This is a genomic window from Microcoleus sp. Pol14D4 (assembly GCF_036701245.1).
Taxonomy (GTDB): domain Bacteria; phylum Cyanobacteriota; class Cyanobacteriia; order Cyanobacteriales; family Microcoleaceae; genus Microcoleus.
In genome coordinates this window covers 1-14,260 of the sequence record NZ_JAUBQM010000061.1, presented here as the reverse complement: position 1 = coordinate 14,260, position 14,260 = coordinate 1, and the positions used below count along the sequence as shown (strand labels likewise).

At 44.4% G+C, this 14,260-nt stretch carries 11 protein-coding genes and 1 tRNA gene; 8 read left to right on the top strand and 4 right to left on the bottom strand.

Annotated elements, in window-relative coordinates:
- Positions 1-170 precede the first annotated feature (170 nt).
- Positions 171-2,063 (bottom strand): PAS domain S-box protein, encoded by a 1,893-nt coding sequence (locus QUA33_RS19980; RefSeq protein ID WP_333150546.1) that lies wholly within the window; start codon positions 2,061-2,063, stop codon positions 171-173.
- Positions 2,064-2,538: 475 nt separating this feature from the next.
- Here QUA33_RS19980 and purH point away from each other — a divergent pair, with 475 nt between their 5' ends.
- Both purH and QUA33_RS19970 read left to right on the top strand, forming a co-directional pair.
- Complete coding sequence (gene purH / locus QUA33_RS19975) at positions 2,539-4,086, top strand: bifunctional phosphoribosylaminoimidazolecarboxamide formyltransferase/IMP cyclohydrolase (protein WP_333150543.1); 1,548 nt, start codon at positions 2,539-2,541, stop codon at positions 4,084-4,086.
- A gap of 333 nt (positions 4,087-4,419) precedes the next feature.
- Positions 4,420-5,352 (top strand): 2OG-Fe(II) oxygenase, encoded by a 933-nt coding sequence (locus tag QUA33_RS19970; protein ID WP_333150541.1) that lies wholly within the window; start codon positions 4,420-4,422, stop codon positions 5,350-5,352.
- Positions 5,353-5,529: 177 nt separating this feature from the next.
- Here QUA33_RS19970 and QUA33_RS19965 read toward each other — a convergent pair whose 3' ends face one another.
- The gene (locus QUA33_RS19965) at positions 5,530-7,011 is read right to left on the bottom strand and encodes an ankyrin repeat domain-containing protein (protein ID WP_333150539.1); all 1,482 of its coding nucleotides are present in this window, start codon (positions 7,009-7,011) and stop codon (positions 5,530-5,532) included.
- A 96-nt stretch (positions 7,012-7,107) separates the two neighbouring features.
- Between QUA33_RS19965 and QUA33_RS19960 the strand changes: the two genes are divergently transcribed.
- The 3 genes from QUA33_RS19960 to QUA33_RS19950 all read left to right on the top strand — a co-directional run bounded on the left by QUA33_RS19960 (position 7,108) and on the right by QUA33_RS19950 (position 8,865).
- Complete coding sequence (locus QUA33_RS19960) at positions 7,108-7,578, top strand: DUF4079 domain-containing protein (protein WP_333150537.1); 471 nt, start codon at positions 7,108-7,110, stop codon at positions 7,576-7,578.
- A gap of 188 nt (positions 7,579-7,766) precedes the next feature.
- Positions 7,767-8,249, top strand: coding sequence for a type II toxin-antitoxin system antitoxin SocA domain-containing protein (locus tag QUA33_RS19955; protein WP_333150535.1), 483 nt, complete (start codon positions 7,767-7,769; stop codon positions 8,247-8,249).
- Entirely contained in the window at positions 8,236-8,865 is a 630-nt protein-coding gene (locus QUA33_RS19950) for a type II toxin-antitoxin system PemK/MazF family toxin (protein WP_333150533.1), read from the top strand. The genes QUA33_RS19955 and QUA33_RS19950 overlap by 14 nt, the downstream gene beginning before the upstream one ends.
- A 129-nt stretch (positions 8,866-8,994) precedes the next feature.
- On the opposite strand, the gene QUA33_RS19945 is transcribed toward QUA33_RS19950, so the two are convergent.
- Positions 8,995-9,065 (bottom strand) — tRNA-Cys (locus QUA33_RS19945).
- Between the two features lie 176 nt (positions 9,066-9,241).
- Here QUA33_RS19945 and cpdA point away from each other — a divergent pair.
- The 3 genes from cpdA (at position 9,242) to QUA33_RS19930 (ending at position 12,668) form a co-directional block, all read left to right on the top strand.
- A complete protein-coding gene (cpdA, locus tag QUA33_RS19940) occupies positions 9,242-10,021 on the top strand; it encodes a 3',5'-cyclic-AMP phosphodiesterase (protein ID WP_333150531.1) in 780 nt (259 codons plus the stop codon).
- A gap of 189 nt (positions 10,022-10,210) precedes the next feature.
- Entirely contained in the window at positions 10,211-11,689 is a 1,479-nt protein-coding gene (locus tag QUA33_RS19935) for an alpha-amylase (RefSeq protein ID WP_333150529.1), read from the top strand.
- Positions 11,690-11,891: 202 nt separating this feature from the next.
- A complete protein-coding gene (locus QUA33_RS19930) occupies positions 11,892-12,668 on the top strand; it encodes an SDR family NAD(P)-dependent oxidoreductase (RefSeq protein WP_333150527.1) in 777 nt (258 codons plus the stop codon).
- Between the two features lie 246 nt (positions 12,669-12,914).
- On the opposite strand, the gene cofG is transcribed toward QUA33_RS19930, so the two are convergent.
- Entirely contained in the window at positions 12,915-13,868 is a 954-nt protein-coding gene (gene cofG, locus QUA33_RS19925; protein WP_333150525.1) for a 7,8-didemethyl-8-hydroxy-5-deazariboflavin synthase subunit CofG, read from the bottom strand.
- Positions 13,869-14,260: the final 392 nt, after the last annotated feature.

The window sequence follows — 14,260 nt, the reverse complement described above, 5'->3', positions numbered from 1 at the left end:
CACGTGACAATTTTCTCTACAATGGGGATGCAAAGCCTCTAAGTATGCCTTTCCAGCTAGATTCGGGTAACGAGAAAAAACTATTTTTCTCGTTTTTTAGGAGTGCGATCTTCCCGATCGCTTGTTGGCTTATATATGAAGTTAGTAAGGTGCAGATTGCACATTCCACCCTAATGTGCAATTGGAATTCTGATAGTAAATTCCGTGCCCTTGCCCAATTCCGAAGTACAATGTAATTCGCCTTTGTGTCTTTCTACAATAATTTGGTAGCTAATTGACAAACCCATTCCCGTGCCTTTACCAATAGGTTTGGTAGTAAAAAATGTATCGAATATGCGCTGCTTGACTTCCTCAGTGATTCCCGGCCCGTTGTCGGCAATTTTGATTTCTACAAAATTGCCGACTACTTCCGTGCACATCCTAATCTGGCTGGGATTTTCTGCCATTTCTTGACTGTTTCGCCTCTTGTTCGCATCCTCTAAGGCATCGATCGCATTGCTGAGAATATTCATAAAAACTTGATTTATTGGCCCGGCAAAACACTGAACAGGCGGCAAGTCTCCGTATTGTTTTACAATTTTAATGGGGGGCTTTTCGCCGTTTCCTTTCAAACGGTGATTTAGAATGAGCAGCGTGCTGTCAATACCTTCGTGGAGGTTAACGGGTTTCATCTGCGAATCGTCGTGTCGCGAAAAGTTCCGCAGCGACTGAACTATCTGGCAAATGCGATCGACACCAACGCTCATTGAAGACAGTATTTTAGGTAAATCTTCAGCTAAAAAATCGAGTTCCTTCTCTTTTCTTTCCTGTTGAATTTCGGCGACTGGATTAGGATAGTGCTGTTGGTAAAGTTCGAGATGGTGAAATAAGTCTTGAGTATAATTTGTGAGATGAGCGAGATTGCCGTAAATGAAGCTGACTGGGTTATTAATTTCGTGAGCTACGCCAGCCAGTAGCAATCCCAAACTAGACATTTTTTCGCTTTGAACTAATTGGGAATTAGTGGCTTTGAGTTCGTTAAGTGTGGCAGCTAGTTGAGCTGCTTGTTCTCTGCTTTGTGCTTCAGAATTATGCAAGGCTTCTTCGGCTTGTTTGCGCTCAGTGATGTCTCTCTGTACACCAATAAAATGAGTTAATTTGCCCATTCGATCGCGCACAGGAGATATTGAGAAACAATTCCAGAACGCGGTTCCATCTTTGCGGTAATTCTTTAATATTACCTTGCACTCGCTTTCTGTTTGCAAGGCTTGGCGAATTATTTCTACTGCCGCCGGATCGGTATCGCTTCCGTGCAAAAATCGGCCGTTTTTCCCGATAATTTCCTGTCGCCGATAACCTGTCATGCTTTCAAATGCGGGATTGCAATAAATAATTGGATTTTCGGGGTCAGTGGCGTCTGAAATCGTAACTCCGGTGCTAGTAGCTGCTATCGCTCGATCGTACAACCAAAGCATTTCTTCTGCGCGTTTGCGATCGGTAATGTCCCGTAGCGTAGCTAAATAAGCCATTTCTCCATCCCATTCCGTTTCCACCACCCGCATTTCTACTACAGCATTTGCTTTTTGCTTGCGAATAGCTTCAACTTCTGTTTGCACGACGCGAGTTCCTGGTGCTTCTGTTTTTCCAACTTGGGGAATAATATCCGTGGCCATCTCAAGGTCGCAAGCTGAAACTTCTACTACTAAATTGCCAAAAAATGCTTGCCCTAGAAGTTCCTCAGCAGTGCAGTTAAACAGCGCTTCTGCTGACGGGTTGGCAAAACAAATAAGTCCTAGCTTGTTGACGATTGCGATGCCGTCGGCATTTTTTTCTATCGCATTCCGAAACCGAGATTCGCTAGCTTTCAAATCCTGCTGTAGCTGTTCCATTGCTCGCTCCATCTGCTGCAATTCGCACAGGCTAAGACTATAAGCTTCGGAAATATTTGCCTCGGTCGAATTCTCGGCTCTTGTTTTGGGCATCTGTTGGTAGCCTGTTCTATTGGTCAGATTAGGAGCTGTTTTTTTATGCTTCCTGCTAATATTACTGAGCTTATTTTCTGGATCGGCTTCTTGAAAAAACATATTTCTACCCTACTCAATTATTTTTTACATTAAGGTATTGCGATCGCCCTATTTTCCGGGAAATTTAGGGAGGAAGCAATTTACACCCGATGCTAGCACATTACTTTTAGAATTCATCATAAAACATCGTTAAAATTCAAGAGCGATCGCCATAGATTTATCTATTAAGTTTTATTAAGTAATTTCAACAACATTGACACTTACGTAGCGACACGAACTGTGCAAGCTGGATATGGCTTCAATCCCCCTCGCACTCACAAAATAACCAGTTCCACGCGCAAGTTCTACATATTTAGAAGCCACTGGTTAGTATAAAATATTATATAATTTTGACAAAAAATATGGTTAAAAATAAGCGAACTCATCTTTATTTCATTAAAAATAATCATAATTAGCAATTACCAAATCATCTCCCTGCAGGCAGATGTGATATAGAATATAACCTATCTATTTTTGCGATCGCAACTTCAAACCAATGGCACGTCTAGCACTTCTGAGCACATCCAATAAAAGCGGACTAATCGACTTAGCGCGCAGTCTAGTAGAAGAATTTGAATTTGACATAATTAGTAGTGGCGGGACAGCAACGGCTCTCAAAGAAGCAGGCATCCCAGTGACCAAAGTTGCGGAATATACTGGTTCTCCCGAAATTTTGGGAGGGCGAGTCAAAACACTTCACCCGCGAATCCACGGGGGCATTTTAGCACGCCGCGATGTACCGGAAGACCTCGCAGATTTAACAGCAAATCACATTCGGGCGATCGATCTAGTTGTAGTGAATCTGTATCCATTTGAAGAGACAATTTCTAAACCAGGAGTTACTCTAGCCGACGCAATTGAGCAGATAGATATCGGCGGGCCGGCAATGTTGAGAGCTTCCGCCAAAAACCACGCTCATTTGACAGTTTTGTGCGATCCAGAACAGTACAATACTTATTTAAAAGAGCTGCGGGAAAATGGCGGGGAAGCATCCTTAGAGTTTCGGCAAAGATGTGCGCTAGAAACCTTTAAACATACAGCAAACTACGATCGCGCGATCGCAACTTATCTCAGCAGCAGCCAATCCGCTGAAGAATCTTCGCTACCAGACCAGTTTAATTTATCAGGACAAGAGTTGCAAACTCTCCGCTACGGCGAAAATCCCCATCAAGCCGCCACCTGGTATCAAAGCGGAAGTACACCGACAGGCTGGACAACTAGCAGCATCCTGCAAGGCAAAGAATTAAGCTACAATAATTTAGTAGATTTAGAAGCAGCAAGGCGGCTGATCGTAGAATTCCCCGACACACCAGCCGCCGCTATTCTGAAGCATACAAATCCTTGCGGTACTGCCTTGGGAACAACTATTTCGGAAGCTTATCAAAAAGCATTCGACAACGATTCAGTCTCAGCTTTCGGCGGCATTGTCGCCCTCAATCGCCCCATTGATGCTGCTACCGCAACGGCGTTAACTCAAACATTTTTAGAATGTATTGTCGCGCCGGGGTGCGAACCTGAAGCCGAACAAATAATCAAGAAAAAGGCGAAAGTTCGAGTATTAATTTTGCCAGATTTGACTCAAGGGCCGCCACAAACTGTTAAAGTTATTGCAGGCGGTTTGCTGGTACAAGACTCAGATAATATAGTAGAAGAAACTAGCAAATGGCGGGTTGTTACTGAGAAACAGCCGACGGTGGGAGAGTTGGAAGAATTGCTGTTTGCTTGGAAAGTAGCGAAACACGTCAAATCAAATGCGATCGTTGTGACGCGCGATCGCACTACAATCGGTGTCGGCGCCGGACAAATGAATCGCGTCGGCTCAGTTAAACTAGCATTAGAACAAGCAGGAGACAAGAGCAAAGGAGCGATTTTGGCCAGTGACGGTTTCTTCCCCTTCGACGATTCAGTCAAAACTGCGGCTGAGGCGGGCATAATTGCGATCGTCCAACCCGGCGGAAGTATGCGCGATCGAGATTCCATTGAAGCCGCCAACCAACTCGGAATCACAATGGTTTTCACCGACATCCGCCACTTCTTGCATTAGGAATAATACCTAAAGCAATTCTCAATTGTGTATTTTATTGTAGGGATACAATAGTGTTCGCGGGTGTCAACTTAAGTCGGAAATTCTTTGTATCTCTGGTTTTACTCTAAGTCTCGATCCCCCTAAATCCCCCTTAAGAAGGGGGACTTTGAGAAGAATCCTGTCCCGTCTTAAGACGGGAGACTTTGACACTCTTGTCTCCCCCTTAACAAGGGGAACTTTTACACTCTTGTCCCCCCCTTTTTAAGGGGGGTTAGGGGGGATCTGGAAGGCTATGACACCAATCAACACTGTTATGTCCTACCAAATTCCCAGTTGCGTCCTTCAAAAATTATGACTTACACTCAACCGCAAATTAAGCCCCAAGACATAAAAGTCAAAATCCTGCTCACTGGCGGACATCAGTGCACCGTCACCCTCAAATCTGATACACCATTATTGCACAGCCTGATCAAAACATTAGTCGATCGCACTCAACAAACACCCGGTTTTTCCACCTTATTTCAAATCCCTATAGACGGAGGTCGTTCCGCCCTTTCTTTTCCCGGCGAAAACCTAGTCGGATTAGTCACAGAACCCCCAATTTACTTGCAGGAACTGCAACCGCAGCAGCTTGCAACTCCCGTAGAAATTCCCGCCGCAGAAATTCCCACCCCTGCACCGCCTGTAAATGACGATTTAATATCTCGCTACGCCCAAATAGACAACTTTTTGACCCCTGCAGAAAAGAATAAACTCATCAAATATGTCTTAGCAAAAGAATCAGAATTTGTGAGTACCAGCACCTCAACCAATGCCGAAGATTACCGCCGTTCGATGGTACTCCACTCGTTCCCCGAATTTTCCGAACTGATGGTTAATCGCATCAAAGCAATTCTCCCCGACGTGCTGCAAAAATTAAATATCCCCTCATTTCCGCTTGGTGAAATAGAAGCTCAGCTAACCATGCACAATGACAACAACTTTTATAAACTTCACAACGACAGCGGCTCGCCAGATACCGCCACCAGATTTTTTACTTACGTTTACTATTTCTATCGAGAACCCAAGGGTTTTTCAGGTGGCGAGTTGCAGATTTATGACAGTAAAATCGAGAACAATTTTTATGTGGCGGACAAGACATTCCGAACCGTTGAACCTCGCAATAATAGCATCGTATTTTTTCTGAGTCGCTATATGCACGAAGTTTTGCGAGTTAGCTGTCCCTCAAAAGCTTTTGCTGATAGCCGCTTTACTATTAACGGCTGGGTACGCAAAGCAAGTTGAGGTTAATTCATTGTCCTGCACGCGCTAATCACCTAATTTTGTCATTCTGAGTCAAGCGAAGAATCTCAAACTTTTGCCACACCGTTACAATGCGTAAGTTCCGATATGTGAGCTTCTTCACTTCCCAAAGGCTACCCTCAGAATGACAGAATTACCTTACTCAAAACTATTTAATTCTTATTCTAGTGCTCCAGCACTTTTGAGCAATTTGACCACACTGGAATAACCCTTAAACTCAGCCAGCATTAAAGCTGTATAATTTCCCGGATTTTTGTGGTTTAGTTCTGAACCAGCATCAATTAAAATCTTTACTGCATCAGGATAACCCCGATGTGCGGCCCACATTAAAGCAGTTGCGCCCGAATCATCCAGCACGTTGACATCGGCACCTTTTTCGACTAATAATTGGACGATCGCCACATAACCGCGATCGCACGCCTTCATTAAAGCCGTTTTCCCCAAATCTGCCGGGACATTGGGATCAGCACCGCCGTCAAGCAAAGCCTTCACCGTCTCGGTATGTCCGTGAAACGCAGCAAGCGTCAAAGCCGTCTCCCCAAAGTTTTTCGCATTCAGAAACTCATCCCGATTTGAGTTTACTTTTTGCAGCAAAGCCGATACGATCGCACTATGGCCGTGAACAGCCGCCACCAGTAAAGGCGTATCGCCCAACCGATTTCTCGCACCGACACTAGCACCTCGGTTTAAGAGCAATTCCACCACATCTTCGCAGCCTTCCACCACCGCAAAATTCAAAGCTGTTTCATCATCTTTATCCTTAGCGTTGATATCCGCGCCCGCATCGAGTAAGATATGGGCGATCGCCGCATTTCCACCAGCAGCAGCCGCCATCAAAGCCGTGCCCCCATCTCCATTTTTCACATTCGCATTAGCACCCGCACCAAGCAAAGTTTGCACCACATCAGTATTGCCGGCATCCGCAGCCAAAGTTAAAGCAGTTTCGCCGTTTTTGTCGGGAATTTCGACATCAGCACCCGCAGCCAACAGCGCCTCGACAACAGCCAAATTTCCCGCCGTCGCAGCCAGCATCAAAGCAGTTTTGCTCTCTAGATTTTTAACATTAGCATCCGTCCCACAATTGAGCAAAATTCGCACAATTTCAGCACTTCCTTGACGGACAGCTAAAAACAGCATAGAATTGTCAGCAACAGCACCCGCATCCACCAAAGCTTTAACAACAGCTTGATGACCGGATAAAGCAGCCATTTTCAAAGCTGAATCTCCATCTTTATCACGCACATTTACATCAGCATTAGCATCAAGTAACATCTGCACAACATTGATATCACCCTTGAGAGAAGCCGCCATCAAAGCTGTACTTCCATCATCATTTTTAGCATTAACATCAGCACCCGCAGCCAGCAACAGCCGCACAGAGTCAGCCTGTTTGTGAGCCGCCGCCAGCATCAAAGCCGTTAGCCCAAAACGCCTGCTCACCTGGTTGACATTAGCGTCATTGTTTAGTAGAGTACGCACGATTTCTGTATAGCCCTTTTGGGCAGCAAACATCAAAGCCGTCGTCCCCTCAGAGTCTTTGGCGTTAGCGTCAACTCCCTTAGCGAGTAAAGCTTGGACGTGAATAATGTTGCCAGTCTTGGCGGCTTGAATCAATACAGCGTCTTGTTTAGTGGCAGGCATAATAGTCTCTCATACCGTATATTTTTACCGTCGCACGAGACGGCCTGACTGGTATGCTAAGTTTTATGAAGTATGTTTGCTAATCCTCAGAACACTATGAATCTCGAAATTCCTCAGTCAGTGAAAGTTTGGAGCCAATTCTTCCACCCAGTTTTAATGTGGGTACTGCTGGCCATCTCATTTTATGCTTTGTATCTCGGCTTGCAAATCCGCCGTACCAGAAGTGCGGAAGGCGAAGTCAAAAAAGAGTTAATTAAGGGTAAATTCAACATCAAGCATCACCAGATGGGTTCTTTGCTGCTAGCCTTGATGGTAACGGGTGCAGTCGGCGGAATGGCCGTCACCTACATCAACAACGGCAAGCTATTTGTCGGGCCGCACTTGCTAGCAGGGTTGGGAATGATGTCAATAATTGCGATCGCAGCCTCGCTGACTCCTTTGATGCAAAAAGGCAATGATTGGGCGAGAAACGCTCACATCTTTCTGAATGTTGTGCTCTTGGGGCTGTTTGGCTGGCAAGCGGTATCAGGCGTGGAAATCCTGCAAAGAATTATCAGCAAAATGTGATAATTTGGGTAAGATTGCTAGTTGCTAATTGCTTGAGGGCGATTAGTGATTAGCAATTAAATTGTGATAACTTTTAGTTGTTTAATAGCCAAGCTTTCCTTGGGATGATATAATAGGCTAAAGTTAAACTGAGCGAACAAATTATAAGATTAATCAGGGAGCTTTTTGAAATCAAAAGAATTAAAGCCATGCTAGAAAACCTGATCAAATACTTTGTCTACGCAACAAAAGGCTATATTACAAAAACGCAGTTAATCAAGTTTTTGTATTTGGCCGATCTTTATGCGGTCAAATGGACAGACAAGCAGCTTACTGATTTAGATTGGCGTTATTATCACTATGGGCCTTGGAACGAAGGCATAGACGCTGCTTTAAATCAAATGAATGGCAAAGAGATTTTTCAAGAATCTCAGGGAGAAAGTATATTCATCAGACTTGGTGAGGGAGCTGGTAATGTGGATGATTTAAAGTTACCTTTAGGTCTGAAGCTAATGCTTGACAACATCAGGAGAGAATGGGCCGGGGCAGGAGAGGATAAACTGAATCAGTTACTAGAATATGTCTATAGCACTGCTCCCATGCTTGAGGTTAAATATAGCCACGAACCAGAGGAACAGGTGAGACTTAATCTGTACAAAGAAAGAGAAAAGTTAATGAGTGAATTGGGGTGAGCGAGTGGCTGGACAAAAACCGCGTCAAGGTTGGATTTATTTTATCAATCCCTATAGAGTATCTCTTCGTTGCAAACTCGGTCATGATCATATTTATGAGATAAATGAACCAGGGGAGATTGAGTGCAAGACAATTTCTTGCACTCAGGTGATTAATTCGAGTCGGGTTTTTCGGGGAGAGCATCCTTATATCGTTTGGACAAGTGACCAATTTCAAGATGAATCTAAATACATCCAAACTTTGACGCTGATTCCGTTGACTTCACAAGAAACCTATAAAGGTTTGCCAACTGTATATCCGATTAATTCTACAAGCACAAATAGTCTTCCTAATAATTCCTTTGCTTTAGTGCATCAGATATGTACTGTTGATGCTAACTGTTTTAAAGATTCGCAAGGGGATTGGCTTAAGCGACTTGCACAACTGGATAAAGCAGATAAGGAAGCTATAGAGGAACGTTTAAAGTATTTTTTTAATCTTGGGGATAATCCGAGTGAAGATTGGTTTATTAAAAATGCGTCTATAGAACTTTTGCAGAAAGTGTTTAATCTTCTACCGGATGAAACCACAAAAAGTATGGCTATAGAAAAACTGATCGACGATTTGCGATCGTAGTCAATGAGTAGTAATAGATCGTAGGGATCAAGAAGGTTTTTTCAGTGGACTTGAGCACTCTCGCTATATCCTGTTAACCTTCTCGATCGCCCAAACGGCATCTTAGCCCCATCTAACAAAAATCAAAAAAGGCGGCACCCAGATTTGAACTGGGGGTGGAGGTTTTGCAGACCTCTGCCTTACCACTTGGCTATGCCGCCGTCACGTCGGAAATTTGACGTTTTCTTATAGTACACCAAATCTCGAAAATTTTAACATACCGGTCAAAAATTTCGTAAAGCGCAGCTATCCCGTAGGGAATCGCCCTTTTTTCCCATATCCCCAAAACCCATCCGAGGCTATTCTAGAACTACATCGATCGCCCGCAACACCAGCCATGACACCAGTTTTTCCCCTACTCGTCGCCCAAATCACCGACACTCACTTGTTTGCAGAGATCGATCGAGAATGGAAAGGCCTCTCAACAACCCGCACCCTCCAAGCAGTTCTCGATCGCCTGCAACAGATACAGCCGCCGCCCGACTTACTCCTACTCACAGGCGACTTGTCCCAAGACGAAACACCCGAATCCTACCAGCGCCTCGTCTCCCTCATCGCCCCCCTCGGAATTCCCGCCTACTGGATACCTGGGAACCACGACAACATCCCAGTCATGGCTGAAATCTTAAATCAGTCGCCTCTTTCCCCAGAAAAATCATGGATGCTAGGAAACTGGCAATTTCTATTACTTTCGAGTGTGGAAGCGGGATGCGACGGCGGGCGGCTTTCCCCAGAAAGCTTGCATTGGCTCGACTCTCAACTGCAACAAACCGGCGATCGACCTGTTATCATTGCCTTGCACCATCATCCTTTGCCGATCGACTCTGAAATAATGGATGGAATGATGCTGCATAATGCCGATGAATTTTTGGCAATGGTCGATCGATATCCTCAAATCAAAATCGTTCTTTGTGGCCACATTCACCAAGAATTTCAACAACAGCGGGGCTCAGTTACCTACTTGGGGACACCCAGCACCTGCCTCCAACTTTTACCCAAAAGCCATCCGATTATAGTTGACGAAATCCCACCGGGATTTAGATTGCTTGAATTGGCGATCGACGGTACTTGGAACACCAGAGTTGAGCGAGTTGCTGCAAAGTCGCCACCAAATTAATATTTTTTAGTCTGCCTAAATTTATTATCAAATTTACATTCTGTTGTCAATACATCAACAGATAGATTGTTTTTAGCAGCCCCATCTTTTATGATATTTATTAACCATAGATTGCAGACATACGTAAACTAGCGAGCTACGAACATAAATGTCGATCGCAATTTAAAAAAAACAGGAAAAACTAAATATATGTCTCAACTCAATGGCGTGATGATGCAGTATTTCCACTGGTACAGCCCCGACGACGGCAGCCTGTGGAATCAGCTAGCGAAATCGGCAAAAGATTTAGCCAAAATAGGCGTTACATCGCTGTGGTTGCCGCCAGCCTATAAAGGAACCGGCGGCGGTATGGATGTGGGTTACGGCGTCTACGACTTATTCGATTTAGGCGAGTTCGACCAAAAAGGGTCGGTACGCACTAAATACGGCACAAAAGATGAATATTTGGCCGCGATTAAAGCTGCCCAAGATGCAGGAATTCGGATTTATGCCGATGTTGTCTTTAACCACAAATTAGGTGCCGATGCAGAAGAAGAAGCCGAAGCCACGCCCTTCCATCCCGACAACCGGAATGACACCGTAGGCGAATATCAAAAAATCAAAGCTTGGACGCATTTTACCTTCCCCGGACGCGACCAAAAATATTCTAGTATGGAGTGGCATTGGTGGCATTTTGACGCCATTGATTACAACGTTTACAACACAGAAACCCATGCCGTTTACTTGCTAAAAGGCAAAGAATTCGATCGAGGAGTAGACTTAGAAAAAGGTAATTTTGACTACCTCATGGGTTGCGATTTAGATATGGACAACCCAGAAGTCAGCGGGGAGTTGAAATACTGGGGTGAGTGGTATGTCGATACAACAAACGTTGACGGCTTTCGCTTCGATGCCGTCAAACACGTTAAAGCAGAATTTTTCCAAGAATGGTTGGAACACGTTCGCCACTATGCCCAACGCGACCTATTTGCCGTCGGTGAATATTGGTCTTACGAAGTGGAAGCTTTGCACTACTTCATCCAAGCAACGGATGGTAAAGTCTCCTTATTTGACGCACCCCTCCATTACAACTTCCACGCTGCTAGCAAAGCCGGCAATAGCTACGACTTGCGAACAATTTTTGATAACACCCTCGTCCAACAGCAACCAACCCTCGCCGTTACCTTGGTTGACAACCATGATTCTCAACCATTACAATCCCTAGAATCTGTTGTCGAGGCTTGGTTTAAACCTCTTGCCTACGCTTTAATCTTGCTACGAAGCGAAGGATATCCGTGCATTTTTTACCCGGACTATTATGGCGCCAACTATAAGGATACAGCAAACGATGGCAACGAATACGAGATTTGGTTAGATAAACATCAGTTTATTCTCGATAAATTCTTGTTAGCGCGCCAAACTTATTCCTACGGCAATCAGTACGATTACTTCGACCACGCCAACACTATTGGCTGGACGCGACTCGGAGATGAAGAACATCCGGGCGGCATGGCTGTGGTACTCAGTAACGGAGGCGATGGCACTAAGTTTATGGAAGTCGGACAACCGAATCGAACTTATATTGACATCACCGAACACATCAAAGAATCAATCACAACTAATGACGATGGTTGGGCTGATTTTAGGTGTAACGCCGGTTCTGTTTCGGTCTGGGTGCCACAGCCGTAAGGACTACGTTAAAATTGACGTAATCCTCTGCCTAAAGTAGGGTGTGCAGTGCACACCTTACCGCTATAATTATTACCTTAAACCATTTTTAACTTGCATGATTTTGATGAAAGAAACTTGTTTGTAGTGAGGACTAAACTCCTCTCTCTAGTATTATTTTTATGCTATGCGATCGCCCAAAAAAATATTTATCTAAAAAAATATGAAACTTTCAGAAAAAGTTGCAGTTATTACCGGCGGTGGGTCGGGAATTGGTCATGCAGCAGCAATTTTAATGGCCAAGGAAGGCGCCAAAGTTGCTATTATCGATCACATTTTGGAAACGGGGCAAGAAACCGTCCGGCAGTTGGTCAATGAAGGAGGCTGCGGGCTGGCTATTGCCGCAGATGTTGGGGATTCTCAGCAAATGCAACAAGCTTTTCAAACAATTTTTGACAAATATCAAAGAATTGATATTGTGTTTGCAAATGCTGGTATTAACGGTGTATGGTCGCCGATAGAGGAGATAGAACCCGATGAGTGGGATCGGACAATTAATACCAACCTCAGAGGAACATTTTTGACTGTTAAGTATGCTATTCCTCATCTGAAAAAACAAGGAGGTTCGATTGTCATTACATCATCAATTAATGGCACCAGAAGTTTCAGGAAAGTTGGTGCCACGGCCTACGCTTGTTCAAAAGCTGCCCAAGTAGCCTTTGCAAAAATGCTGGCGCTAGAACTCGCAGCCTGCCAAATTAGAGTCAATGTGATCTGTCCGGGCGGGGTGCTAACTGCCATTGAGGAAAGCACTGTTAAGCGCCATCTCGATCGCATTCCAGTCCCGCCTGATTCCATTCAAGACATGATTCCTTTGACGGATAATACGGCAGGTTCTAGCGAAGAAGTCGCTCAATTAGTGTTATTTCTGGTATCACATTCCTCCAGCTTCATCACAGGTACTGAAGTCTGGATTGATGGTGGCGGTTCTTTGATTTAAAATCTCTATAGCAGCAATTTAAAGAATCTTGCTACCAATTACCCATCTTCAATCTAAAATCTAAAATCGATTGACTGACTATCAAGCAATTTGGTCACAAGCCCCTGGATTTATCACTAGGCTCAATTCTTCAATCTAAAATCTAAAATCGATACTAGGCTCAATTCTTCAATCTAAAATCTAAAATCTAAAATCTAAAATCGATACTAGGCTCAATTCTTCAATCTAAAATCTAAAATCTAAAATCTAAAATCGATTGACTCTCCATTGTTTAACAGCCGTTTGCAATGTCTGCGGCAGCCACTTATCGTACTGAGGATAAACAGGCAAACGCTGCACGAGTTGCCATCCCGATGCTGCTAAAATTTCTGTTAAAGTTTGGTGTTGCAGGTGAGGATAATCGGGATTAACTTCATCCCGCGGCCCAATTCCTCCTAAATCTCTAGCACCTGCTTCTAAACAAGCAAGTAATATGTCTGGCTGTGCAACTAAATTCGGCGGAATTTGCAGCCTGATTTCAAATGGTAAAATACTGCGGGCGATCGCAATTACTTCGGGCATTTTTGTAGCATCAAAAACTTCACCCTCCCAACTTTGCTGATTTCCCGGACTGTGTGGCTGGAGGATAACTTCTTGAATGTGATTATAACGCGAATGAATCCGGGCGATCGCCTCTAATGTCTCCACCCAATCGGCCGAACTTTCCCCAATTCCCAGCAGCAAACCAGTTGTAAACGGAATCTTCAATTCCCCAGCCCATTCTAACTGTTGCAGCCGCAGCGCCGGCACTTTACTCGGTGCGTGCCGGTGAACCGTTTGTAACAGATGTGGGGCAAGCTGTTCTAGCATCAGCCCCATCGATACATTTACCTCTTTTAACAGTGCCATCTCCTCAAAGCTGAGCGGCCCCACATTAGTATGCGGCAAAAATCCCAGAGAAAGTGCCAGTTCGCACAAATCGTAAATCCGCTGCAACCAAGCTTTTCGGCGTTGACTGTGAGGGTGTACCTCGCCGCTGAGGATGAGAATTTCAATTACACCTTGAGTTTGCAGCAAGTTGAGCTGTTTTTCGGCTTCTGCGAGTGTTAGCCAAGGACTTTGCAGGGGTTCTGCCCGAAAATTGCAATAGGTGCAGCGGTTAAAACACTCGTAAGTGGGAACCAGAGTATAAGCAGGGCTGTAGGTGACGGTGCGGGACATTCCTTGGGATTTTTTATCGATCGGACTTACGCAACAACATATATCTGTGCAGTGCGAGTTTTGCGGTTGGCGATCGCAACCCTTCATCTATCTTAACACTGACGCCCGTCCCGAATCTCGTTGCCCAGGTAGATTATGAGTATTCTTCATTGGTGGGCGATCGTCCACTAATTCCGCATTCAGCTTTTCAACTCCTTATATAGCAAGCCTTATGGCTTTTAAAAATCATAATTTATGACACATATAAGAAAAACTGTTCTTAAAAGGCCTTTACAAACTGAAATAAAAGCTTTATGTTTATTTACATGGCGGAACACAAAGCCGTCACGAACATTGAAAACCAAATAAAGCAATCATAAACAAATGACAACAACCTTACAGCAGCGCGAAAG

What these genes read in the sequence shown, in the direction of transcription:
- QUA33_RS19935 (WP_333150529.1), top strand. Translation starts at nt 10,211, where the DNA reads ATGTCTCAACTCAATGGCGTGATGATGCAGTATTTCCACTGGTACAGC.
- cpdA (WP_333150531.1), top strand. Translation starts at nt 9,242, where the DNA reads ATGACACCAGTTTTTCCCCTACTCGTCGCCCAAATCACCGACACTCAC.
- QUA33_RS19965 (WP_333150539.1), bottom strand. Translation starts at nt 7,011, where the DNA reads ATGCCTGCCACTAAACAAGACGCTGTATTGATTCAAGCCGCCAAGACT.
- QUA33_RS19955 (WP_333150535.1), top strand. Translation starts at nt 7,767, where the DNA reads ATGCTAGAAAACCTGATCAAATACTTTGTCTACGCAACAAAAGGCTAT.
- cofG (WP_333150525.1), bottom strand. Translation starts at nt 13,868, where the DNA reads ATGTCCCGCACCGTCACCTACAGCCCTGCTTATACTCTGGTTCCCACT.
- QUA33_RS19960 (WP_333150537.1), top strand. Translation starts at nt 7,108, where the DNA reads ATGAATCTCGAAATTCCTCAGTCAGTGAAAGTTTGGAGCCAATTCTTC.
- QUA33_RS19930 (WP_333150527.1), top strand. Translation starts at nt 11,892, where the DNA reads ATGAAACTTTCAGAAAAAGTTGCAGTTATTACCGGCGGTGGGTCGGGA.
- purH (WP_333150543.1), top strand. Translation starts at nt 2,539, where the DNA reads ATGGCACGTCTAGCACTTCTGAGCACATCCAATAAAAGCGGACTAATC.
- QUA33_RS19980 (WP_333150546.1), bottom strand. Translation starts at nt 2,063, where the DNA reads ATGTTTTTTCAAGAAGCCGATCCAGAAAATAAGCTCAGTAATATTAGC.
- QUA33_RS19970 (WP_333150541.1), top strand. Translation starts at nt 4,420, where the DNA reads ATGACTTACACTCAACCGCAAATTAAGCCCCAAGACATAAAAGTCAAA.